The 23,460-nt window shown below is 38.0% G+C and carries 22 protein-coding genes and 2 pseudogenes; 18 read left to right on the top strand and 6 right to left on the bottom strand.

Going from position 1 to position 23,460, the window contains the following annotated elements:
• Positions 1 to 13: 13 nt before the first annotated feature.
• From JOC74_RS15975 to JOC74_RS24345, 8 genes and pseudogenes are all read left to right on the top strand, one after another.
• Positions 14 to 412, top strand: coding sequence for a MerR family transcriptional regulator (locus JOC74_RS15975; protein ID WP_053601923.1), 399 nt, complete (start codon positions 14 to 16; stop codon positions 410 to 412).
• A 961-nt stretch (positions 413 to 1,373) separates the two neighbouring features.
• The gene (locus tag JOC74_RS15980) at positions 1,374 to 1,754 is read left to right on the top strand and encodes a VOC family protein (RefSeq protein ID WP_053601921.1); all 381 of its coding nucleotides are present in this window, start codon (positions 1,374 to 1,376) and stop codon (positions 1,752 to 1,754) included.
• Between the two features lie 38 nt (positions 1,755 to 1,792).
• Positions 1,793 to 2,788, top strand: a complete 996-nt coding sequence (locus tag JOC74_RS15985; RefSeq protein WP_053601920.1) for an ROK family transcriptional regulator — start codon at positions 1,793 to 1,795, stop codon at positions 2,786 to 2,788.
• Positions 2,789 to 2,809: 21 nt separating this feature from the next.
• The gene (locus tag JOC74_RS15990) at positions 2,810 to 4,015 is read left to right on the top strand and encodes an MFS transporter (RefSeq protein WP_053601919.1); all 1,206 of its coding nucleotides are present in this window, start codon (positions 2,810 to 2,812) and stop codon (positions 4,013 to 4,015) included.
• Positions 4,016 to 4,169: 154 nt separating this feature from the next.
• Positions 4,170 to 4,453: pseudogene (locus JOC74_RS15995) on the top strand (IS1595 family transposase); the annotation flags it as partial.
• Positions 4,454 to 4,591: 138 nt separating this feature from the next.
• Entirely contained in the window at positions 4,592 to 4,774 is a 183-nt protein-coding gene (locus JOC74_RS23635; RefSeq protein ID WP_053601918.1) for a hypothetical protein, read from the top strand.
• A 565-nt stretch (positions 4,775 to 5,339) separates the two neighbouring features.
• Complete coding sequence (locus JOC74_RS16000; protein ID WP_053601917.1) at positions 5,340 to 6,059, top strand: glucosaminidase domain-containing protein; 720 nt, start codon at positions 5,340 to 5,342, stop codon at positions 6,057 to 6,059.
• A gap of 27 nt (positions 6,060 to 6,086) precedes the next feature.
• Positions 6,087 to 6,308 (top strand): NlpC/P60 family protein, encoded by a 222-nt coding sequence (locus tag JOC74_RS24345; RefSeq protein ID WP_082363624.1) that lies wholly within the window; start codon positions 6,087 to 6,089, stop codon positions 6,306 to 6,308.
• Positions 6,309 to 6,392: 84 nt separating this feature from the next.
• Here the strand turns inward: JOC74_RS24345 and JOC74_RS16010 are convergent, their stop codons facing one another.
• Positions 6,393 to 7,100, bottom strand: a complete 708-nt coding sequence (locus JOC74_RS16010) for a hypothetical protein (protein WP_053601916.1) — start codon at positions 7,098 to 7,100, stop codon at positions 6,393 to 6,395.
• 546 nt (positions 7,101 to 7,646) lie between these two features.
• A pseudogene (locus tag JOC74_RS16015) lies at positions 7,647 to 8,688 on the bottom strand (polysaccharide pyruvyl transferase family protein).
• A 241-nt stretch (positions 8,689 to 8,929) separates the two neighbouring features.
• On the opposite strand from JOC74_RS16015, the gene JOC74_RS16020 reads away from it, so the two are divergent.
• The 6 genes from JOC74_RS16020 to JOC74_RS16045 all read left to right on the top strand — a co-directional run bounded on the left by JOC74_RS16020 (position 8,930) and on the right by JOC74_RS16045 (position 12,551).
• On the top strand, positions 8,930 to 9,505 hold the full coding sequence (locus JOC74_RS16020; RefSeq protein WP_053601914.1) for a TetR/AcrR family transcriptional regulator: 576 nt from the start codon (positions 8,930 to 8,932) through the stop codon (positions 9,503 to 9,505).
• A gap of 169 nt (positions 9,506 to 9,674) precedes the next feature.
• Entirely contained in the window at positions 9,675 to 10,154 is a 480-nt protein-coding gene (locus JOC74_RS23980) for a purine/pyrimidine permease (protein WP_280882699.1), read from the top strand.
• 46 nt (positions 10,155 to 10,200) lie between these two features.
• Complete coding sequence (locus JOC74_RS23985) at positions 10,201 to 10,938, top strand: purine/pyrimidine permease (protein WP_312883831.1); 738 nt, start codon at positions 10,201 to 10,203, stop codon at positions 10,936 to 10,938.
• Between the two features lie 56 nt (positions 10,939 to 10,994).
• Complete coding sequence (locus tag JOC74_RS16035; RefSeq protein ID WP_158320278.1) at positions 10,995 to 11,165, top strand: hypothetical protein; 171 nt, start codon at positions 10,995 to 10,997, stop codon at positions 11,163 to 11,165.
• A 189-nt stretch (positions 11,166 to 11,354) separates the two neighbouring features.
• Positions 11,355 to 12,341, top strand: coding sequence for an alpha/beta fold hydrolase (locus tag JOC74_RS16040; protein WP_211086222.1), 987 nt, complete (start codon positions 11,355 to 11,357; stop codon positions 12,339 to 12,341).
• Positions 12,342 to 12,350: 9 nt separating this feature from the next.
• On the top strand, positions 12,351 to 12,551 hold the full coding sequence (locus JOC74_RS16045) for a hypothetical protein (protein WP_148564293.1): 201 nt from the start codon (positions 12,351 to 12,353) through the stop codon (positions 12,549 to 12,551).
• 156 nt (positions 12,552 to 12,707) lie between these two features.
• Here the strand turns inward: JOC74_RS16045 and JOC74_RS16050 are convergent, their stop codons facing one another.
• The 4 genes from JOC74_RS16050 to JOC74_RS16065 all read right to left on the bottom strand — a co-directional run bounded on the left by JOC74_RS16050 (position 12,708) and on the right by JOC74_RS16065 (position 19,879).
• The gene (locus JOC74_RS16050) at positions 12,708 to 13,097 is read right to left on the bottom strand and encodes a hypothetical protein (protein WP_053601910.1); all 390 of its coding nucleotides are present in this window, start codon (positions 13,095 to 13,097) and stop codon (positions 12,708 to 12,710) included.
• Positions 13,098 to 13,323: 226 nt separating this feature from the next.
• The gene (locus tag JOC74_RS16055; RefSeq protein WP_053601909.1) at positions 13,324 to 13,944 is read right to left on the bottom strand and encodes a hypothetical protein; all 621 of its coding nucleotides are present in this window, start codon (positions 13,942 to 13,944) and stop codon (positions 13,324 to 13,326) included.
• A gap of 838 nt (positions 13,945 to 14,782) precedes the next feature.
• Positions 14,783 to 17,275, bottom strand: a complete 2,493-nt coding sequence (locus tag JOC74_RS16060) for a DEAD/DEAH box helicase (RefSeq protein WP_053601907.1) — start codon at positions 17,273 to 17,275, stop codon at positions 14,783 to 14,785.
• Positions 17,276 to 17,509: 234 nt separating this feature from the next.
• Positions 17,510 to 19,879 (bottom strand): polyprenyl synthetase family protein, encoded by a 2,370-nt coding sequence (locus tag JOC74_RS16065; protein WP_053601906.1) that lies wholly within the window; start codon positions 19,877 to 19,879, stop codon positions 17,510 to 17,512.
• A gap of 665 nt (positions 19,880 to 20,544) precedes the next feature.
• Between JOC74_RS16065 and JOC74_RS16070 the strand changes: the two genes are divergently transcribed.
• The 4 genes from JOC74_RS16070 (at position 20,545) to JOC74_RS16085 (ending at position 23,345) form a co-directional block, all read left to right on the top strand.
• A complete protein-coding gene (locus JOC74_RS16070) occupies positions 20,545 to 20,916 on the top strand; it encodes a VOC family protein (RefSeq protein WP_225970305.1) in 372 nt (123 codons plus the stop codon).
• 208 nt (positions 20,917 to 21,124) lie between these two features.
• Positions 21,125 to 21,619 carry a DinB family protein gene (locus JOC74_RS16075; protein ID WP_053601904.1) on the top strand — a complete coding sequence of 165 codons (495 nt, stop codon included), beginning with the start codon at positions 21,125 to 21,127 and terminating at the stop codon, positions 21,617 to 21,619.
• 563 nt (positions 21,620 to 22,182) lie between these two features.
• Complete coding sequence (locus JOC74_RS16080) at positions 22,183 to 22,641, top strand: MarR family winged helix-turn-helix transcriptional regulator (protein WP_053601903.1); 459 nt, start codon at positions 22,183 to 22,185, stop codon at positions 22,639 to 22,641.
• Between the two features lie 272 nt (positions 22,642 to 22,913).
• On the top strand, positions 22,914 to 23,345 hold the full coding sequence (locus JOC74_RS16085; protein ID WP_512699298.1) for a DoxX family protein: 432 nt from the start codon (positions 22,914 to 22,916) through the stop codon (positions 23,343 to 23,345).
• The last annotated feature ends 115 nt before the right edge of the window (positions 23,346 to 23,460 follow it).

The following is a 23,460-nucleotide window of genomic DNA, read 5'->3' on the forward strand; positions in this document are numbered from 1 at the left end:
AGGTGAGTTATCAGTGAGCTATACGATTGGTCAAGTCGCTAAAGAAGTTGGCTTATCCGTCCCTACTCTCCGTTATTATGAAAAGGAAGGGATTCTCCCACCCGTGAAACGAAATGAAAACGGCTTACGTATTTATGATACTGAGGATATTGAATGGCTCGAATTTGCTTGCTGTCTTCGGGAGACCGGAATGAATATCGCAGAGATGAAGGAATTTGCGAAACTTGCCCTTCAAGGAGACGAAACGATGCAAGAGCGTGTTCAAATTCTTCAAGCACAAAAGGACAGAGTGAAAACCCAAGTTAATAATTTAATGTCTTATATACCAATGATCGATCACAAAATGGAAACTTATACAAGCATATTAAATAAGTCTAACACAATTTCTAAAAAGAACAGGATGTCCGGTTAATCGAAATATGGCCCCCTTCTAGCAGCTATAAAAAATGCTTTGTTTTTGGCTACTAAAAGGGGATTTTTAATTTAATAGATATATAAAACTATTTTGTATGATTCAAGGGATCGGAGCGGGAGCGGGTATTAGTCGATTTTCCAGGCAGATGATTCAAGATTACGGATTGGATCAACTACCTTGACCGGAAAGCAATGAGTATTAACAATTTTTTGGATTTTAATGAAAGAAATGATTGCTAAACAAGCCGGGAGAAACAACATGACAAACGTATTTATAATAGGTTCAAGATCAATTGAATTAGAGTAAGGATTGAAGAAGTTAAAAACGAACCATAGACAAATAGATAATACACCGGTAATAAAGCCTATGAAAGATGATTTTTTTTTTTGGATTTTAAAGTGCCCTCCCTGATTAAATTATTTTCAAATGAGTGAATAGGGCAATAATACCAACGCACATAAGAAATAGTGAAGTAAAGATCGTCAATATAAAATATTTACGTTTTTTCGTGACATACAACTCAATGCTTTGTACTACAAATAGAAGGCCTAATGAGAACATCATAAACATGCTGTTTAAAACATCGTACGAAATGAAAAAGCTCCTTACAGCAAATATTAAAGTCGAAATCGCAAATATAATTCTTAAAATTAAAAAGGGCAGCTTGCTCTTCCAGATAGGCATGTTCTTTCCCCCTTAAAATATTATTAGACTCAAATTTACACACTCTATAATATTTTACGAATGACAATTAGATTCGTTTCCTTTTTTATTGATTAATTGGAACTGATTTGTGGTTTAAATAATTGGAATAATCTTTTTAAAAAATAAATTGTTATTTCGTTTTTTCTGTGGTATTCTCAAATCACTTATTAAAGATCTTTAATAAGTGCTGAGAAATTTTTTTACCCACTTATAATAAGTGTTTCTAACTCTTTTAAGAAAGGTGAGTGATGAAATGAACATTGAACATGTTGCGATTTGGGTGAATGATTTAGAAAAAATGAAAACGTTTTACGAAACGACTTTTAAAGGTCAATCAAGTGAGAAATATCATAATGAGAAAAAACAATTTGAATCTTATTTTATACGTTTTGAAAATGGAGCCCGTTTGGAAGTTATGCGCAGAAGTGACGTGCATCAACAAAAACGCGCAGATATGGTTGGTTGGGCCCATATCGCCTTTTCACTAGGCAGCAAAGAGGCGGTTGATGAATTAACCAAACAATTATCAACAGCTGGCTATTCTGTCTTAAGCGGTCCTCGTATAACGGGAGATGGATATTACGAGAGCCTTATTGAAGATCCTGAGGGTAATCACGTGGAGCTTACAGTCTAATTTCTCTTTTTTTACTTTAATTACGAGTGGTGAATTCAATGAATGAACATTTTTCTAAACCTAAGTCAATGAAACAAGTGATCCTGCACTCCCTTCGGAAAACCCTGCTTCAACTCGGAAGTGCGACAAAAGTGGAGCTTAGCGGGCACCTCGATATTAGTTTTCCAACCGTCAGCAAGTTTATTTCTGAAATGGAAGAAAACGGGGAAGTCCATACAGTCGGTCTCGATGAATCAAGCGGGGGAAGAAGAGCGCAGCGATATACATATAATCCTGAGCATAAGCTATTGTTGTCCATTTTTTTAGAAAAGGATGAAACGGTTTACACGATTTATAATTGCGGAGGGGAGCGAAAAGATCAAGGTTCCCGGAAAAGTGTGTTACGGGAAGGTCTTCCTTCATTGACAAAGATCATCAAAGATGTCCTATCAAAGTTTCCAAACATTGGTGCGATCGCCTTTGGAGTCCCCGGATCAGTTGAAAACGGACGGATATTTCATATCCCCGATTATGATACTTTTCAAAATCTAGACCTACAAACTCATTATGAAAAGCTGTTTTCCATACCGGTAATCGTTGAAAACGACATGAACGCTGCCGTCATCGGCTTTTACAACACAAGCAAAACGGATAATCAGTCACTGGTATATTTGTATTTTGGAAAAAATGGTCCCGGAGCAGGTATCTTGATTAACGGCGATGTCGTACGTGGAAGCACGTTCTTTACGGGAGAAATTTCATTTCTGCCGCTTTATAACGATATGAATTTTTTTCAGGCACTGCAAAAGACGAACGACTTGAACGCGCACGATGCCACCGCGCGATTAATTGCTTCTTTTGCTGCAATTATTAACCCTTCAGCCGTTATTTTTTCCAAAGATGAGATTCATGAAGAAATTCTGGCTGAAATCAAATCAGAAAGTGCTACGTATATCCCGGAAAAGCATCTGCCGGATTTTGTTTTGAGTGATTGGAAGCAAGACTATCTGCATGGCCTAAATCATCTGGCGCTGGACCGAATGATAGAAGGATAATTAGAAAAGGAGATCTGCAATATGGCTGTCTTTTTTTTAATCATTATATACTTGGCTTTTATTAGTTTAGGTTTGCCTGATTCCTTGCTGGGTGCGGCATGGCCAGTCATGCATATGGATTATGGAGAGTCTCTCGAAACAGCCGGCTTGCTCTATATGGTGATTGCAGGAGGCACCATCGTTTCAAGTCTGATAAGCGGGATACTTATTAAACGTTTCGGTACGGGCAACGTTACGTTTATCAGCTGCATTCTGACTGCATCTGCCCTCATAGGGTTTACGTTTGCCCCGTCAATGATTTGGCTGGTAATTTGCTGCGTTCCATTAGGATTAGGGGCAGGAGCAGTAGATTCAGCCTTAAACAACTATGTCGCAGCACATTACAAAGCCCATCACATGAGCTGGCTGCATTGTTTTTGGGGAGTCGGTGCTACCGCTGGCCCGATCATTATGTCCCAATTCATTACAGGCCACGGTTCTTGGAGAAATGGCTATTTAACCGTTGCCATCATTCAATTTGCTTTGGTCATTATCCTTTTGTTTACCCTTCCTTTATGGAATCGTTTTTCCAAGACCAATCAGGAAACAAACAAGGATATGGTTTTACCGGAACAACCGCGCCAGCAGGTTAACCCTTTGAAAATAAAAGGCGTCAAATTGACTCTTATAGCATTCTTGTTTTATTGCGGTGTGGAAATAACGATGGGATTGTGGGGCAGCAGCTTTCTTGTCAACAGCAAAGGCCTTGCGCCAGGAGATGCCGCTCTATGGGTATCCCTCTTTTACGCAGGCATTACAGTTGGACGTTTGATAACAGGATTTATCACGATGAAAGTATCGAACAAACTACTCATTCGTTCTGGACAAATCATGACAGTGAGCGGCGCATTGCTGTTGATCTTGCCTTTTCCTATTGGTTTTTCCCTGGTGGGTTTCATGATCGTCGGTTTAGGATTAGCTCCGATCTATCCGTGCATGCTCCATGAAACTCCTGCCCGATTTGGCAAGGAAAACTCCCAGACGCTCATGGGTTATCAAATGGCTGTTGCTTACTCAGGGACTACTTTTTTGCCTCCTTTTCTTGGTTGGGTTGCATCGTATTTTTCAATAGGGATTTTCCCGTTATTTATTTTGGTCTATGCGATTACGATGCTTTTGTGTTCTGAAAGGGTGAATTTGCTTACGCAGCTGCAGGTTTATGCGAAAGCTCAAGATACTAGGGTTTAAAGGAAATACTTTTTCAAGAGGGGTTTCACTTCCCTCTTAGCCTAAAAAACCTCAAATCCAAAATAAAAGTATTATCCAATTTTATTAAACGGAAATCTTCCCTGTAACCCAGCCTTTAACAAACTCTTCTTACGAAGGAGAAATCCAATTTCTGCTAGAGCATTACCGAATTAAATCAGACGGTGGCAAACACGAAATTAAAGGCTTGTATCACATTCAAAATGTCAATGGTCTCCATTCTCCTTTGAAACAATGGATAGACCGCTTTAAAGGTGTGGCTCCGAAATATCTTGATAATTACCTTGCTTGGTTCTTATTTGTCGATAGTCGTAGTAACGAGAGCACTAATCAGCATATTAAGAATTTCTTTTAACATCATTTGTATTTGAGATGACGGACACATATGACAGTTTACGACTATCAAAATTTAACTTGTAGTCCTTATTCAACTAAAAGAGACAAAATGAAACTTTAATTTTTCCAAATCGTATATAAGGGTATAGAGATTAATACAACTGGCGCGATAACGGAATAAAGTAAAATTCACATAAAATATAAATTAAGGGGGTGTCAAATATGTCTACAGATGTTATTACCATAGTAGCTATAGTTTCCATTGTTATTTGGATTGCGGTGTCCAGAGAACTTGTAAAATCTTCAAAAGAGACGAACAGACGGAAAATAATCACTTTAATGTTTGCTGGTTCCTTATCAACATTAATACTTACCATTTCACTTTTTCAAAATATCCAATTTTAAAAAATTATGGTATAAAGCAGATTAATGCTTAGAAGAAAGTATGTCGAAAGTTTTTGTAAACCTCCATACTCAAGTGCGTTAGTTGGACAAGAATGAAGGAAACCCTATTAAATTGGGTTTCCTTTTATTTTTACGCAAATTATCAACATCAAATTTTAACAGAGCCTTCTATAAAAAAGTGCGATGTCCCTAAAAGCGTCGCTCCCCATTGTTTATTTTGATCTATGCAATTTCAATGTTTTTGTGTTCCGAAAGGGTAAATTTATCGATCCTTTTTCGATTCAAGTAATTCTTTTATCAGCCTAGTTTCTCGGATGCTATTAATTGGAAAACTATTGGGAAACTATTCATCTTTCGCAATTCCATCTTTATTTGATAGAATAGTGAGGATGAACTCCTATTCTTAATTTTTATTCTAGCTATTTATGTGACCCCAATGGTAAAATATTTAACTCTAGTGGAAGTCATGTTCAATAGTCTTCTATCCACTGAAGGTTATAGGAAAGAGCATCGCAGGATTTGGACGTGTTAAATAAGTAGAAATAGGTGAAATAAAATTAGTAAAATGAAAATACTCCTCCCATTAATCGTAAATATAGCTGTTATTGTCATTCTTCTGCTAATTGATCTTTCGACAGTAAACGACATAAAAAAAGATCGTGATGAAGCACAAGAAAAATTTAACGAGCTATTAAAAGAAAATAACACAAAAATTGTTACGCAAGATGAAAATACTGTTTTACCTTTAACGAACGTTGTTGCTTTACTTGCAGAATCTGAACAGGAAAATAATAAAGGCGGTTTAGCTACTTGCTCAATAGATGAGAACATAGAAGAAGATTTATGGAACAAACAGTTTTCAAGAGCAGGTGTTTTGTCTGAAAAATCGGATGTATTTATTGAAGTCGCTAACCAACATGACATTGATCCAGTCCTATTCGCAGCGATTGCTTTTCATGAGACAGCATGGGGAAAGTCAAGAGCAGTTGTTGAAAAAAATAATCCCGGTGGATTAATGGGATCTAACGGCTTAATGACTTTCCCAACTCTTGAAGATGGAATTGAATCCATGGGACAAACCCTTCACAATCGCATCATAGGTGATGGTTTAACTACCATAAAGGATTTAGGAGGCGTATATGCGCCCGTAGGAGCAGATAATGACCCTAATAATCTTAATAAGAATTGGGTTCCTACTATTACTGATCTTACAAAAAAACTTGGTGGATTAACCATGAATTGTAAAGAAAATGCGATTGGTGATATTGTGACAACGGCAGCATAGATTGCTTGATAGCGTCAATTATAAGCAATATCCTATGTTTTTGGCGGAGATTTTACGGGATTTGATTGTTCAGGTTTGTTGCAATGGTCTGTTTTGACAGCAAAGATCATTCTCCCAAGAACTGCAAATAAACAATACCCTAAATCCACTAAAATCTTATTGGTTTACGTACCATCCAAATCTAAGCAACCATCTAGTGTAGTGATAGGCATGTCACCAAATTTTAAACCAAGCGATAATTTTATATAATTAAATCTGGAAAGATCATTTAGCAGCCTTTAGGCTGCTTTTTTGTCGACAATATCCCTTCCACTACAGAATAAATTTATCCTTTTATCTTTTAACTAACTTCCATAAAAGGTTTTCTTTGATTTCCTTTTCGAGGAAGGTTAATTGAAATATTTCTTTATGGTCCTTATCGGCAAATTCTACTTTATGATTTTGTTTCCAAGATAAAATACCCCAATCTTCAAATAAGTATTGTTCGTACGTATCACTAACTGAAAAAATTTTTTCTGGGTTGATAATACTTCCGTTTTTCTTCTTTATTTCCATGTAAACATCAATTTGAAAAACCCCATGGTCACAAATGATGTTACAAACATAATAGCGATTTGGACTGCTTTTTTTCATTAAAGTATACGTATTCTGGAAATTAAGATTTTGTATTTTTTTATAAATTTCTCTAAATATATCTTTATCCCAATCAAATACATCAACAGCCTTTTCCATCCCTTCTTGAATTATATCAAGTGCGGACTGCTTTTTTTGCAAGTCAGATGAAAGACAAAGAAATTTGTTGACATCTACTTTCACAAAAACGGAAAAGTAATTAAACATTGTATAAAGATCACTATCCATACTATCAATTTTGCTCAAATTCGACACACAATTGATTAAAATCCCTTTATCCTCTTTTATTTTTAAATTAGGGAGCAAACGACTGTATAAAAATGAAATGCTTCTTGTCTGATGAAAAAATATACGATTGGTATCCCTATCCTCAGGGACTAGCAATTGAATGTCTTTGATAATCGGCATACTAACACTCCTTCCCTTTAAAGCACACCTATTTTATAAGATTATATCTGATTTTCATTGAGACTGACTTTTTGCATTTTTCCAGCATGTTGAACGCAAGGCCATAAAAGATCCAATTCTAGTTACGATAAAAAAATAATAGGGCACTTCCTTATTTGCTGTTATGGACAAATACGATAATAACTTTAATAAATTGAAACAAAATGCGAGCAGTTTTCGTACATATATGAGATCCGGGTTTGAGGGAGGTAGTATTTATAATGGAAATAACGGCTCTTATCTTCGCATTAGTAGCCCTAACATTTGTTTTTGATTCCCAATCTAAAATAAAAAAGTTAGAAAAGAGAATTCAAGACTTAGAAGAAGAAAAATAATAAAATCGCATTATTTATAACCATTTTGGAAATTTAAGGAAGAGTACATATTGAATGAGGTACTGATCATTATAAACTATTCTTTTGAAACTAACCGGGGAAATCTGCTTCCCCGGTTTGTGGACATACAAAGGCTGTCAACAAATCAATTTTGTCGACAGTCTCAAATGGTTTACACTTGATCATCTTTAAAAAAATCTTCCAACGGTTTAAAGTCGTTCCGTAAATCAAATTTCATTCGGTTCGGCTTTCAGCAAACGATCGATCATTCGCTCCAGTTCATCAATATCTTGTTCATCTGTATATTCGATGAAGTTTAATTCTTCGAGCCAATCTCTATAAGAATGCTTTGCTTTGCCGTAACTATTTCCAAAAACTAAACAAGGGGTTTTTGTGATAATGGAAAAGATCATCGCATGCAGGCGGTCGGTGATTACTAATTTGCTTGAGCCGATTCGATCTAGCATTTTCAAGAAATATTTTTCTCGATCTTTATAATCAATGGTGTCTATGTCTCTTAAGACCGTATCCGTACGTTCGACAGAGGTTGTTTTTCCTGCCCACCTCATCAATTCTGAGACGAAACCTTCATCCGTAACTTTCTCTTTATCTTCTCTCAAAACAAAGAGCACGCCGCCTCTTTGAATATTTCTAGGCTTTATCATTAATGACAGCACCATATCCGGAGTATAGATTACGTTGGAATCGAATGTTCCTTTCAATCGATCAAATGTCTGCGACTCTCTTGCGACCAATGTTAAATTAGGATTTTGATGATAAGCGTCCTGCGATTTCTTCTTTTCCAATCTTCCTTCTTCTGTATCTTCAAAATGGACGGATTGCGGGAAAGAAATAGTCTTGTAATCTTTAAAAGCACTGATTACTTTTCTTCTGTCTTCTTCAATATCAAGATAGAGGCTTCCTAAATTGCCGCCACCCGTAAAACAGACAATATCGTTTTCTTTAATGATTTTTTTCACAAATTCAATTCCTTCATCTGTTGCATAATCCATAATCTCGATGTACTCGTAGTAAGGAAAGTGATTCCTAATAAATTTTTCTTCCGCATACGCAATCGCTTGATCTCCAATATTCGTATAACTTGGAGAACCAAAAAGAAAGACTTTTCTTTTATTATTGACTAAGTCCTCTGCATCGACGTTTGGAGCAATGCCTTTTACTAGTTCTTCAGCTATTATTTTTTGTCCATCCATACCTATGGTCCTCCTTAAAAACAGGTTGATGATTTCCTTTACCCCCAGAGAACGATAAGTATGCTTGAATTTGCGCACAATTTCACAAATAATGTTCTATAAACTTCTCACTAACGGCTCCCTCATTAGGCCAAGTAAGAAGCGCTCCACAATGTTTATTATGTATTCATCAGAGTTTTTTTCTGGACTCATCGTACCAAAATAAATTATACTATTATCTATACAAAAGGAGGTGCTATTTTTGGGAAGAAGTATCGCGTTTAACAAGGAAGAAGCCTTAAATAAAGCCATGTTTTTATTTTGGGATAAAGGATATGATGCTACATATATTTCTGATCTCATTAAAACGATGGGAATCAGCCGGTCAACGCTTTACGATAGTTTCGGAGATAAGGTTCAATTATTTAAGCTTGTTTTAGAAAATTATCAGAAGCGTGGATCTGAAAAGAAGAAGCTTTTATTTACTGGCAGTACCGCGAAAGAAGCTCTTACAGCTTATTTTTATAAACATATTGAAGATTGTTATTCCAAACAGACGCCAGACAGTTGTCTTATTACTAATTCATCTCTCCTGATTGGGCATATTGATCCTTCCATTGAAGACACACTAATAAAGAATTTTACTGATTTAGAATTAAAGTTTAAACAGGTGATTGAAGAAGGACAAAGAAAGGGAGAAATTTCAGAGCAGGAAGATAACGAATTGATTGCGTACACGTTGTTAAGTTTGAATCACAGCATCAGTCTGATGTCACGATATAAAAAAGAAAAAGATTTAGCATACAAATTAGCAGACAAGACTATTAAAGCTCTATAGTCTTTCTTTTTTAGCCAATACGGAACGATCGTACCAAAATAAATTTAAAAAAAGCGTATCGGGTTTTTTTTAATTACTTATAGAAAGAGGTGAATAAAAATTGAACAATCAGAGAGTAGAAACAGGGTTCGGTTCTATTCAGTGGTTTATTTTTTTACTCGCTAATTCTTTGGCTTTTCCCATTATTATTGGTCAGGTGTATCATTTGTCAGCTGATGAGATTTCCAGCATGCTGCAACGCACTTTTTTTGTCGTTGGTTTAGGTTCCTTTTTGGCAGGGTGGTTGGGGCACCGATTTCCTTTACTGGACGGTCCAGCCGGTGTGTGGCTCAGTGCTTTTATCGTGATGGGTGATGTTGCAATGAGTCATGGTTCCGGCGCACGGCCAACCTTGCAGTTATTAGAAGGAGGTATGATCGCCAGCGGCATCATTCTTGTGCTTATCAGTATTACCGGAACCATGAGGCGCCTGCTTAAATTATTTACACCGCTGGTAACAGGAAGCAGTTTAATGGTTTTAGGCATTCAATTAAGCGGGACATTGCTCAAAGGTATGGTTGGGGCAGATTCTGCCACATCGTCAGTTGATATCGAAAATCTGTTTATTGCGTTAGGAGTATTTATAACGGTTAACCATATGGGGAAATAGATGGCTGAAAACCTATGCTATTTTAATAGGTATGGTCACTGGATGGGTGGCTTTTGGATGGGCAAAAGGCTTTGGGCACTCAATCAGCTCAAGTTCACTCATTCATTTTCCTAAGATATTTGCGTGGGGAGTACCAACGTTCAGTATCGGCATGTTGGTGTCTTCTTTGGTCGTTACTATTGTACTGATAAGTAACATTATAACCAGCGTATCGGCAATGAAATTGGTATTTAGTGAGAAGGAATCTGAATCCAGGGTAAAGTCTAATCATAGTCCATCTGTTCAAACAAGAGGAAACCTTAGCAGGAGCAGCTTCATGAGCGGAGTATCCGGCATTTTATCAGCCCTTTTTTCAACGGTAGGCGTTGTTCCTGTTTCTCTTGCAGCAAGTTTCGTTCAAACGACCAGATATTTCAGTCGAAAACCCTACTTTATCGCTTGTGCTGCTTTGGTAGCTTCATCCTTTTTTCCGATGATTTATCATGCCCTTTCAACATTACCGGGTCAAGTTGCCTATGCCGCATTACTGCCTACATTTACTCAAATTGTAGGGATCGGCCTTAAGATGGTTCTAAAATCACAGCTTGATTCACGAAGGCTGGCCATTCTAGGATTGGCTTTGTCACTTGGCCTCGCTGTTATGTTTATTCCGAGTGAATTGATCTCCGCCTTACCCGTGGGATTTCAATTTATTTTAGGGAATGGGATGATGGTTGGCACGTTGATTGCGTTGTGTCTTGAACACATTTGGCGTACACCTGTCGAATTAAGGAACCAAGCCTAATCAAAAAGGCCATTCTTGCACGCTGAAAAATTTACTTTTAGGGAGTGGCGATGAACATGTTAAAAAAATCAGAAGAAAAAGTGGCTATTGTTACTGGAGGATCGAGAGAGATTGGTCAAAAAATTGTGCGCAATGGAGTCAGTGTCATTGTGAATTTTAAACCACAGCTTAATCGTCTGTCGATGAGTTTGTCACCAAAATCCAAGGCGAGGGTGCGACCGCCCTAGCCGTAAAATCGGATATAGCGAAGGTTTCAGATATAAAAAAACTGTTTCAGCAAAAAAAGATCATTTTGGACACATCGATATTCTTGTGACTAACGCAGAAATGGAATTATGAAGCCATATTTTTTTAATATTACTGGAATGATTGTTCCGGTAATGATGGTTTACTCGACAAATAAAGGAGTGCTAACTATGAGTTCAATCGAAAATCAAAAAAATGAGAAAAACCAAATGGCAGAGGTGAATCCAGAACCTACGCTCCAAACTGAGAAGAGGACGATCGAAGCGCCTCCGGTGTCTCGGCCAGAGCCGTCATTGGACGGCTTCAAGCACCGCTTTCAGACTGTGGACGGCGTTAGACTGCATTATGTAGTCGGCGGGAAAGATGACGGTGACGTGGTTGTGCTTCTCCCCGGATTTCCGGAGAGTTGGTTCACATGGCATAAGGTTATGCCCTTGCTCGCTCCGACCTACAAGCTCATTGTTTTGGATCTGCCTGGACAGGGTGATTCTGATCGGCCGGCGGACGGCTACGATACGAAGACTCTGGCGACCACAGTGCACAAGTTCCTCCAGCAGCTTGGCACGAAACGATATTTTCTTGCCGCTCACGATGTTGGTGCGTGGGTCGCCTATACCTATGCGGCGCTGTTCGGCGATGAGGTTCGGCGTTTAGCTCTTCTGGATGCAGGAATTCCAGGCATCACCATGCCGGACGCTCTGCCAACCGCTCCCGAGCGGGCATGGAAGACCTGGCATTTCGCATTTCACGTAATCCCGGACCTTCCGGAAATGCTGATCGCCGGCCGAGAGCGTGAATATCTCGATTGGTTCTTGCGCCGAAAAGCGGCGAACCCGGAAGCATTCTCAGAGGCAGACATCGAGGAATACCTGCGCGTTTTCAAGAAGGCCGGCGGGCTGCGTGCTGGTCTCGCCTATTACCGCGCCGCCTCCTTATCCGCTCAACAAAATCGCGAACTATGCGCCATGGGGAAACTGAGGACACCCGTTCTCGCTCTTGGTGCGGATCAGGGTTCCATCGCAGACATGGTCACTCCCCTGAAGGCCTTTGCGGAAGATGTACAGGGCGGCACGATAAGCTTCTGCGGTCACTTCCTTCCAGAGGAGCAGCCAGAAGCGGTATCTAGAGAACTGAAAGCTTTTTTCAGTCTCGGCTGAGGAATTTGAGTGTTTATGCGACGCCGTCTCGACGAGTTGCTAGTCTTTCTGGGAGGGGCTTTTGGTTCATTCATAGGAAGCTATAGTTACTTTGAATTCGGTACGGTAACAGCGTTAATCATTGGATTTTCTCTTCCGTTAGCCGCTTTATTTGTTCATATTTTTAAAGGAAATAATGACTCTTCTCATGTGAATGCAGCTTCTTATTGACCATGCAATTGACATGCTGAATTGAATTATAAAAACTGCACCCAATTGTTTAGACCATAACGAACAATTGGGGGGCAGTTCACTCATATCTTGTTGTTATTTTCACTTTGACGCTTCACATTATTTTCAGCACACCACAAATAAGCAGAAAACTCACTATTGCTTTAACACATATCGTTCCGGAGTAATCATATTCTCCTTACCCGGAATGTATAAAGAGATGGTCGGACCTATGATTCTAGTATCAACAATGGAAGGGACGTTAATCTCACCCTTTTCACCGATACAGCGAATCCCCTCCAGATTATTACCCCAGTCTCTTATTCCTTTGTAAAGGACCGCATTTTTTTCTTCATTCCAACACTTTACTTGATCTTCAACCGGAATCGTTTTCAGCATATTGCTAACCAAAGATAAATCATTGTTCGGATCATAAACAGCTGTTCCTTCCCCATGCCAACCTTGTTTATGAACCGTTAGTGATTGAGTTTTACTCCATACTTGCCCTGATATATCCTTTTGGTGCTCTAGATAAAAAGCGAGCATTCCCCAGAAAGGAATACTCACTTTTTATTTTTAGATAATACTCTTGTCGAAATTCCTATTAATAAACCAAATAGAAAGATGATTGGAATTAGATAATTGGTCGGTACTTCTTCTCGAAAGAAAATATAAACAGTTGAAGAGATAACTATCACGAAGAGTAATAAAAACAAGTCAAGCTTGTAGAATTTCACAATAAACCACCACTACCTTTGATGTTTTATTTCTATTATTGATATTTTATTTCCGTTGGTATTATGTGTGGAGATGTTACTATATAATTAAATTTTATTTGTACTCCATGAGGAATTTGTGTTCCTAAATACCCAGCTGCACCTATACTAGCTGCAGATGCTGTATTTATAACGGTTTTGCTCAAATAAACTCTCATCCCCCACCAATAAAAATCCACTTTAGTTACTCCTTCAGAGGCTATTTGGAATCCACCTGACTTACCTGTTATTTCTGAGTCTTTGATAGATAAAGTCATTTGGTTGTTATTCACTGATACAGTTCCTGGATTGCTTTTATCCCTTTTTACAATATCAGCAATATTTTCATTTGCAGATTTGATTTGACTTTTAACAACTGCTAATTCATCTGGGGTTAAAAACTCTAATAATTTTTTCTCAGATGCAATTTTAAACTTTCCGTTACTATTCAGTTTAACATAACGATCAATCTTCTCAACTAATTCATCTGAAAATGGAGTAGCATTACTTGCGTTTTGAGAATCAACGATGGGTTCATTTCGTGAAGAATCGGCATTAGCTTCAGGGGCTGCCATCAATGAAGCAGACAGTAAAGCCGTACATGACGTAACTAGTAAAAGCTTCTTTGAATATTTCATCACTTCACCTCATCCTATAAATTTAATTACAAAATAAGGTTATCGCAATTTTCGCAACCATCGGATGTTATTTTCTAATTTTAACGCAAATCGACAAAATTAGTTGATATTAGTCGATATTAGATGATTTTATTGCTAGTCTGCTAATATTCGATAAATCTCTACAGGATTTTACGATAAATAAAAACAATTAATAAAGGTAGACTAACCTAACTATCCGTTATCGAGTAGTTTACTTGTGAAAAGACTTCTCTGATGATTGATTCAGATTCAGAAGGCAGTTCATTAATTTCTAGCAAGTTAGAAAAATCTTCGTCTATATTGAAATCTAAAAAAGACTTTATTGTATCCTGGAATTCTTTTGCTCTACTCTTTTGAGGGTAAAAAAATATATTCATAATCAGAAAATCGAAACGATTCAATTGGAATAAGAGTTTTATCTAAGCCACCTGTTTGGAAAAAGAAGATCTCCCTTTTTTATTGCTATTTCATTATAAAAATACTGGTATTCCTTAATTCCCCTTAATTTCTTCCTTTTCAAAAATTAAATAACGTTTCTCCTCTTTTTCTTGCATAAAATACGTTTATTATTCAATATATTTTCCATATTACACGTCCAGTATTAACTCATAAATTGTATTATTATTTACTTTATTTATTAGGGAGTTATTTTATTATTGAGTAGTTTCCACGAACAACTGTGCATTAACTTCTTTCGTTTATAAACTCTGCAACTTCGCAATCTTCTCCATTAAATACGATAGTCCCGTTATGAATAACTTCAAGGTCTGAAATGTTTGATCTTCTTACTATGAAATCTCCAAAAGTTTCTTGTGTTTCAATTTAATATATCTTTCTTTCCCTTAAAATGACACTCATCACAAACCCGAAATTGAAACCGTCGAGGAAGGCTTTTCCCGCAAATTTTACACGTTTTCTTTTTTATTTGAACGCCGGCTTTTAATTGGTCATTGATTTTGTCGCTTATTTCTTTCCGAACTCTTTCCCAATAATGGGCTTCTGTTCTTTTCCCTAATTTGTACAAAAATAAGAGATGAAGGCCGACCGCCTTGTATGATAATTCAAGCTCTTCAAGTTTTGTTTCTTTTAAATGCGGTTCAGGCAGTTCTTTACCTTCTACAATTGCTTCCAGCTTTTGCTTCCATTGTGCTCTTAATAATGGCTCCTTTGTTGAAAAAGGCAAATGCAAAAAGTTGTATAAGTCATTGACCGAAAGCTTTGCCTCAATGATCGAATCTTCAATCATGTCATATAATCGCTTTTCTTCATCTAAGCTGGCTTTTTTCGTTCCTTTTGGAAGGTTAAATTGATCCCATAGATAAAAAAACAGGCCTAGCTTACGTGAATATTTCTGAAAGCGTTCAAGTACACTTGTCGTCGGGGCAATGGCAAATCCTTGAAGAGGCTCATCCTTTTGTTCCAACAGTCGGGCCATTGTTTTAGAATTACTTGCGAACGCGACTTTTCCTACATCATAAATTCCTTTACGGCCGGCGCGCCCAGCAATTTGCTTTACTTCCTGTGACGTTAGAAATCTTCTTCTCGTGCCATCAAATTTATCATTTTCCAAGAAAACAATTCGCCTGATCGGCAGGTTTAATCCCATCCCGATCGCATCTGTTGCCACTATGACTGTTGTTTCACCATTAATAAATCTCTGCATTTGCTTTTTTCTCGTTTCTGGCGGCATGCTGCCATAAATCATACTCACCTGTCGCCCTCTTCGCTGCAGCTCTGAAGCCGTTTCAAGGACTCGCTTTCTTGAAAAGCAGACGAGTGCATCTCCTTTACGCGCATGACGCAGACGAAACAATTGGGATTCAACCTCAAGTGGTATGTCCCTGACATATTCATGAACATTAACATCTGATTCACCGAGGAGATCCAGGATCATGGATTTTGCGTTGAAGCTGCAAATAATATGAACTTCTCTTGCATTTGCTTTTGTGATCGCTTTATACCACGAAAAGCCTCGATCTTTATCTGCGAGCATTTGCGACTCATCGATGACGACCACTTCGTAGAAATCCTTCTCATGAAACATTTCGACAGTACAAGCAAAATGAGCTGCATCCTCCACCAATTTTTCCTCTTCCCCTGTTTTCAATGAGCAAGGAACGCCTTCATCGTTTAACTTTTCATAGATTTCAAGTGCCAATAATCGAAGGGGAGCTAAATAAATACCGCTCCTCCCTTCTTTCATTCGTTTAATCGCGCGAAACGTTTTGCCCGTGTTTGTTTCGCCAACATGAAGGACATATTGGATATTGCGGCTTGCGGGAGGATTATATTCCCTTCCGAAAATATCCTCGATCATCCTCGCTTCCTCTTCTTTTTGGCGCTTCATTTCTTCAAGCGCTTGAACGTCTTTCCTCTCTCTTTCCGAGAGATCTTTATCAAATATTTCTTGATGGACAGCTGGGTCAAATGGGATATCAAGCAACTTTGTAAGATCAGATATGTATTCTTCTAACAAATCGTCAAAAAATTCATCACCAAGTTGTAAAAACGGGTCAAATGCAGCTTCTTTTATAAACGAGTCAGGCAAAGCTTCCTTGTATGTATTTTCATATTCAGTAAAAAGGTGTGAAGGAAAGCGGTCTTTAAGCCAATTCGGCCCAAAGTCGAATAAATATGCGGAAATAAGTCCTTCATATTTTTCGATCGCATTCTCAACATAATGATTACTGTTATAGGCAAGCTCCAATTCATGATTTACATAGGCTGATAAGGTGATGTCCTCAGTTGGTAGAGTGATGCTCTTTTGCTCGATCTCAAGCGCAAGATGGCAGCCAAGCAAATAGCGAACATAAAGGTACAGCTCATCATAATGCTCACCAAGCAGCTGTTCGATATAATACTCAAGGCTCATTAACAATTTTTTTCTGACCTCACGCTGCTCTTGAAGCTCGATGCGGGTAAGGTAAGCCTCCCTTGCCTGCATATACCGCTGCTTCCAGTCTTCCACTTGGTTCACAAACTTGCTGTCCAGCCAGCCAATCAAGTCGAATGGCTCGACATCTCTTATTTCATTGCGAAACGTTTGATTGATCAGCTTTTTGTTTACCCCTTCTATTTCAAAGCCCTTATCTGACAGATACGCTTTCTTTTCGGAAATGGAAGCATGGCTAGCCGTATTAAGCCAGGCGTTTAACCAAAGCCGGTCAAGAAATTGACCTCTTGCTCTTACATAATGTTCATATGAAGGGAAGCTTTCTTGATTTTCTAAGTATGTAAAGATATCCTCTAGGACCCTTGTTTTTGTTCGCTCAATCGATTTTGCATAGTAACTTGCTAAGATTTCGTTCATGAAAAAACTCCTTGAATCATGCTTAATTAGGTTCATTCGTCCATTTTATTTTTTTATAGTTTCTTTTGTTTAATGGAATTCATGTATAGCTCAAAAAATGTAATAATATTTATATTGTTTGATTCGCATTCTGACCATTTCAGGGTTAACTGCACCTCCAATTGTTTCGTTTGTATCTTATTGGGGTGCAGCTCATTCTTTTAGGATCCGAAAAAGTCTTGCCAATAGTATCTCTTAATGGTCACGGTTCACAATATAATTCATAAAATGTTTCAAAAAAGTGGTAGTATGCGGCACCTCTTGCAACGCTTCCATTGCAAGACAGTAATGTTCCCACATTTCTTTTCTGGCACCAACAGCACCCAGGATTGACACAAAAGTTGAATTGTCGTTTTCAGCATCTTTTCCAATAGGTTTTCCGAGTAAGGTCAGATCTCCTTCAACATCTAGCAAGTCATCCTTAATCTGAAAAGCAATGCCGGCATGATAGGCAAATTTTTTTAAGGCTTCAATTTCTGATTCATTTGCGCAGGCAAGAATCGCAGGCATTATGAGTGAAGCCTCGAAACCTATCCCGGTTTTATAAAAGCACATCATTTTCAATTGTTCCAGTGTCAGTGGTTTCCCTTTTGAATCCAGATCCATTGCCTGTCCCCTGCACATATTCTCTGTCATTTGAGCCGAATATCGAATCAAGTGAAGTACAGTTTTCGAATCGAACTGGTCAAGAGAGGCTTGTTCCTCAACAGCCTTCTGAGTCAGAAAGAGACCAGTTAATTCTGCTATGGCAATGTTATATACCTGATGCAGGGTTGCCCTCCCCCTGCGAGTGGACGCATTATCCTGGGATGGCAGATCATCGAAGATTAGGGATGCCGTATGCATATATTCCAATGATCTCAGAAGTGGCACGATTGCCGACTGATCTAATCCATATTCGTTAACGCCCATGACCCAGGTCATTATTGGCCTCAACCGCTTTCCGTCACCTTCCAGACTGTAATTTGCAGCATCAATTATTGGTTCTTTCGTCAAAGAAACTTTATCGCTTTTACGGATAGTTAAGATGTTGTTGATCTGATTGCGTACGGTCTCGATAGTTTCTGAAAAGTCTTCCCGTTCCTTCCGTTCATTTTTCAAATTAGTAATCATATGATCCCTAAGCAGTTTATCAAAGAAATCCACATCATCCGCTTTCCGAACCATATTTTGGATGACATGATTGAATTTTGGATTTCCAGAAGCAAATAACTCCATAACCTCATTGTATTTTTTGGTTCCCATTCGTTCTTTAAATCGTTTAAGACCGTTAATCGCCCGATCCAAAATCACCTCACAGGTCTTGGTATCTGACTGATACACATTATGGAGCAAATTGGAGATGACCGTCCAGTATAATTCAAAAGGATTAATAAGATCCGAACGCTTATCATGATATTTCAGATAATAGGTATAGGGTGTTACTGCGCCTTCCTCCATATCATCAAACATATCTGCAAAGTCATCAGCCAGCTGGTTATATATACCATAATAAAATATTCGCTCGTCAATGCTCTCATCTTCTGGAGCACTGATTAATGAACGGACAATCAATCGTGAAGAAGAAGATTTTAAAATGATCGGTATATAAAGCTCTTCATTGGTGTAATTTCCATTGGATAGATCCTTTTTTCGGTCCTCTTCCTGGGAATGAAAAAACACATAGGATCGCTCGAAAAATGATTTCATTGTCTCTTGTTGCTGATGGACTTTAATATACTCAAATGCATCTCGGAGCTCCGAATGAATATATCGGATCAGATCTATGTTATTTCCTGGCCACTCGCCCAATTCCGGCACAGATCCTGTGATAAGGGTAGTACGGATCAAATCGGTATATTGTTTTTCCTCTTTAGTGGATAAGACATTGGCATCCAAAAGATCGTCAATTAAGGGATAGGTTAGACCATAGGAATAACCAAACCTAATCGCTTTATCAAGTTTCTGAGTACGTTCTTCAGGCGATATCTCCTCACCCATCTCTTCTACCTCGTGCATCACTACCCCAGCAATAATTTTAATGATTTTCCGCTGTGCTTGCTCAGCATCCATTCCCTTTGGAATATTGGAGGATACAGTCTTTAGTTTGTTTATCACCCAAATCATGGTCGATTCAACACCATCCTTCTGGGCCATCCGGTACAACCCGGCCTTGCTAAACGTCTCAGTTTTATTTCCTTGGTCTGTAAGATAACTTTTTAAACTGTCAACAACACGCCGAATCCTGGACTGTGTAACAGGTGAGTCCAGGGCTTTGCCAAGATCCCGCATAAAAATATAGGAGATGCTTCGATCCAAGTAATTATCTAGTTTTCCAGTGTGATCCAGCCATTTGATATAATTGTGATACTCCCGAAAATCAGGTTTTCCCTTTCTAACCGAAAAAAAGGATAATAATGAATGATGACGAATATGATTGTGTTTCCAAGATTGTATATCATTTGTTAGGGTAGGGACATAGGTCTTTTCCATAACTTGCATAGAAAGTGATTTAAAATAATGAGCAGCCTTCTGCTCAGCTAGCCGATAGCATGCATCGGCATTTTTTCTTAATTCCTCATTCATACTCTACAATACCTCTACTTCATGTTCTCTAATATATTTTTAGCAGTATTACTCGAACTTATCGTAATAATCCAAGCTTTCATAAACGGCTGTTTCTTTCCCGAACCAAATTTGTTTATGAACCTAATTAATTATCCTTCGTTTAATTAAAACATATTAAATGTCTCGATTGTAATTTCCTCTTTAATTGTGAATTTTGCAAAAAGCCCCTTCAAAAAGTACTTGATAATCTTTTCAGTTTATAAACAGCTGCGACCTTCCTACCGGTTCAATCTCTCCATTAAAAAATTGTTTTGATATTCCGCTTATTACCTTGTTTTTCAGCTTTTTTGATTCTTATTCAACTCCCTCAGTTTAATACGTATATCTCTCGAATGCTTACCAAGAACAGCATGTATCTTACTGTGGCTTTGAATAAAGTTTAACCGTTCGTAAAAAAGTTCGAGCCTTTATAAAAAAGATTAACTGTTTATAAAAAAGTTGCACCGTTTTACCCCTTTGGATGTAATTTGTCTAAAGGGGTTTCTCATGGTAAAAGAAGTAACATAAGGTTATACAGCAAACGGGCCAGATTGTTTAATATAAAAAAATTGAGGTAAAGAAAAATGAAGTTGAATTTTATCCAATGGAAATAACAACAGATTTCGTTGGATAAGAACCCGTTTTTGACGAGAAATTTTAAAGGGTGTTTTTTGTTTTATCGTGATATTCTCGGTTTCGACGTTGGTTGGGGAAATGAGGAATCTCGATATGCTGAATTTAAGGCTGGAGAAACAATTATAGGATTATTTGATAGAAAAGCTATGGCTAAAGCTGTTGGTACGGGAGAACTATCATTAAACTCTAATTCTATGGATAAAACTGCATTAATAATACATGTTGGCAGTGTAGAAGAAACATATCATTCGCTTAAAAAACAGGGAGTAAAATTTATTAATGAACCACATAACCAAGTTGATTGGGGTATTAAAGTAGCTCATTTCAGAGACCCAGATGACAACTTAGTTGAAATTTATGAGGCAATTGAAAGCGAGTAAGAAAAGTACAATTGAATACATAGTTTCTTCAACTATAGGGCGCGTTCATCGAGCAACGCGTCTTTTTGTATAGGGCAGATTGTGGAGTAAGGGAGGTAATTAGATGGTTCATCTTGAAATTGTAAGTTATGCCAGAACAACACGCCGCAAATAAAGTTTTGACCAAAGAGATTATCTACTAAAGGGATTAAATTGGAGGGAATAGAAAATGGATGTAAAGACACTTTTGTTACAACAATGGGCAAGCTGCTTAGATGAAGAAGATTGGTTTCCACCACTTGAAAAAGTGCTAGAGGATATCACTGTTGAACAGGCAATTTGGAAACCAGCTGATGGGGCAATGAATTCCATTTGGGAATTAGTTTGTCATTTACTTTTCTATGAAAAGAGATTTCTGATGCGATTTCTTGGTGAAACAGCGAATGAACCACAGGCAGAAAATAATGAATCTACATTTCGATTACCAACTGAGACGTTAGAAAATTGGAAGGAAACAAAACAAGAATACTTTTATGTTCATCGTGAACTTGGAAAAATACTAGCAAAATCAGAACATGAAGATTTATATAGAAAGATCCCAGGAGAAGATAATTCATTAGTGCTTGAACTGAAGAGTTTGGCAATGCACGACGCATATCATATTGGGCAAATTGTATTCCTAAGTAAAATGCAAGGAGCTTGGCCAGGGAAACGCAGCTTTTAAAAAAGCTTCATTAGCTTTACAGTTATTCAATTATAAGGCGCGATTGTTGAGCAACATAGGTAGAAAATGATCAAACTTTTTTATAAAAACCAAACTTAAATCTGCTAAAGAAGAATCCTTTTTGATCAATCTCCTTTTTTCAAAATGGATTCTTCTTATTTATCGTAAAATAAGGATCTGTGAGGTATTTTTGCTCAAACTTTATTTCAAAGCTACAATTGATTTGTAATCATTTGTTAAGATAAAATTTTTTACGGATTCATTCTAATTCTCAAACTTTAACTATTCATAACTTCTTCGACCTTTTCTTCGATAAACCATTCTGAAAACGTCATTGTGTCATACTCACGCTCATGGCGAGAGTTACACCGAGTCACTTCTATCTCGTTTTCCAAGCATTTTTCTAACACACCAGAGCACTGTAGAGACTTTCGTTATTCGGATTTAAAAGTTTGACCGAAATAATCATCTGATTTAATAAGAATTTTAGAGATTTGATCAATCTTTTTACCCGCTCCCTGGATTATATTGAAAAAAGTGTATAGATACTATATACTTTTCATATGATGAATAACGAAGAAATCTTACAAGAAAAGATCAGCAATGTCCTTTTAGATGTGATCAATACGTTCTCTAAAGTAAATCGGAAAAAAAGAGACTACGGGATCGGGGAACCTTTATTTCATTCAGAGATCTATACGCTTAATGAAATAAAAGAACATGAAGGCATCCATATTACAGCGCTGGCTGAACAATGTGGAGTGACCAAAGGCGCCGTATCCCAAGTACTAAAAAAACTTGAGCAAAAAGAATTGATCACAAAAGAGAAAGATATTCGCAATCAGTCGAGGCTTATCTTGAAATTAACCGCTAAAGGTGAAATTGCCTATGCTCATCATTTGGAACATCAAAAAGAATTTAAGAAAATGGTTGTAGGAATTTTACAGGATGGAAATGATGAAAACATAGACTTTGTAAAAGACTTTTTAGTAAAGGTAGAAGAAAAATTAAATAGCTTTTAATAGGGTTCCACAAGGGATCTTTTTTTTGAGAATAGTGTATAGTATCTAAACACTTTGGTACAATCTATGAAATTTCCGGATATATCCGTGAAATATAAAATTTCTAAAATTATTGGAGGTTATTCAATGGAACCACTTATCGCACTCTTGTCATACTGGCGATCCTCGGCGCAGGAGCCGCGGGGGTGAGTCGTCTAAAGCCATGGCCGGTTGCTCTTCGGGGCGGACTTGCGGCCAAGTTCGTGCTGACCGGCGCCGTTCACTTCGTCTGGATGCGCGCAGAACTCATCAGCATGGTCCCCCCAGCCCTGCCAAACCCTGGCTTCATTGTGACTATCACTGGTGTGTTGGAGCTGGCCGGCGCTGCAGGATTGCTGTGGAGGCCGACTGCTCCTTGGGCAGCCGCCGGGCTCTCTCTCCTGCTTATCGTCATGTTTCCGGCCAATGTTTATATTGCTCTCAATGGACTTACAACGAACCCGGCAGATGCTCTAATCCCTCACACCTTGATGCAGATTGTCTTCTTGTCAGCGACCATTGCAGTCGTGGCATCATACATGTGTCATCGGTCCAGCCAGCGGCCGACAACTGCACGGACAACTCGCAGCGCTGACCTAAAGAGTCACAGGGATTGCTGCACTGGCTGGCTTCCAGAAATCACACAATGGCAAAAAGGAGAGTCGATCACTTTATTTAATGATTGACTCTCCTATTCTTGTATTAAGCACATACTGTAAGCAGGCCAACTGGTAAATTTTGAAAATAACCTTCAATCCAAAGAGAGATCAAAGGTTCTATGTTTATTTTCAATGATATTCT

It is taken from the genome of Bacillus capparidis, assembly GCF_017832095.1.
Lineage (GTDB): Bacteria > Bacillota > Bacilli > Bacillales > Bacillaceae > Bacillus > Bacillus gobiensis.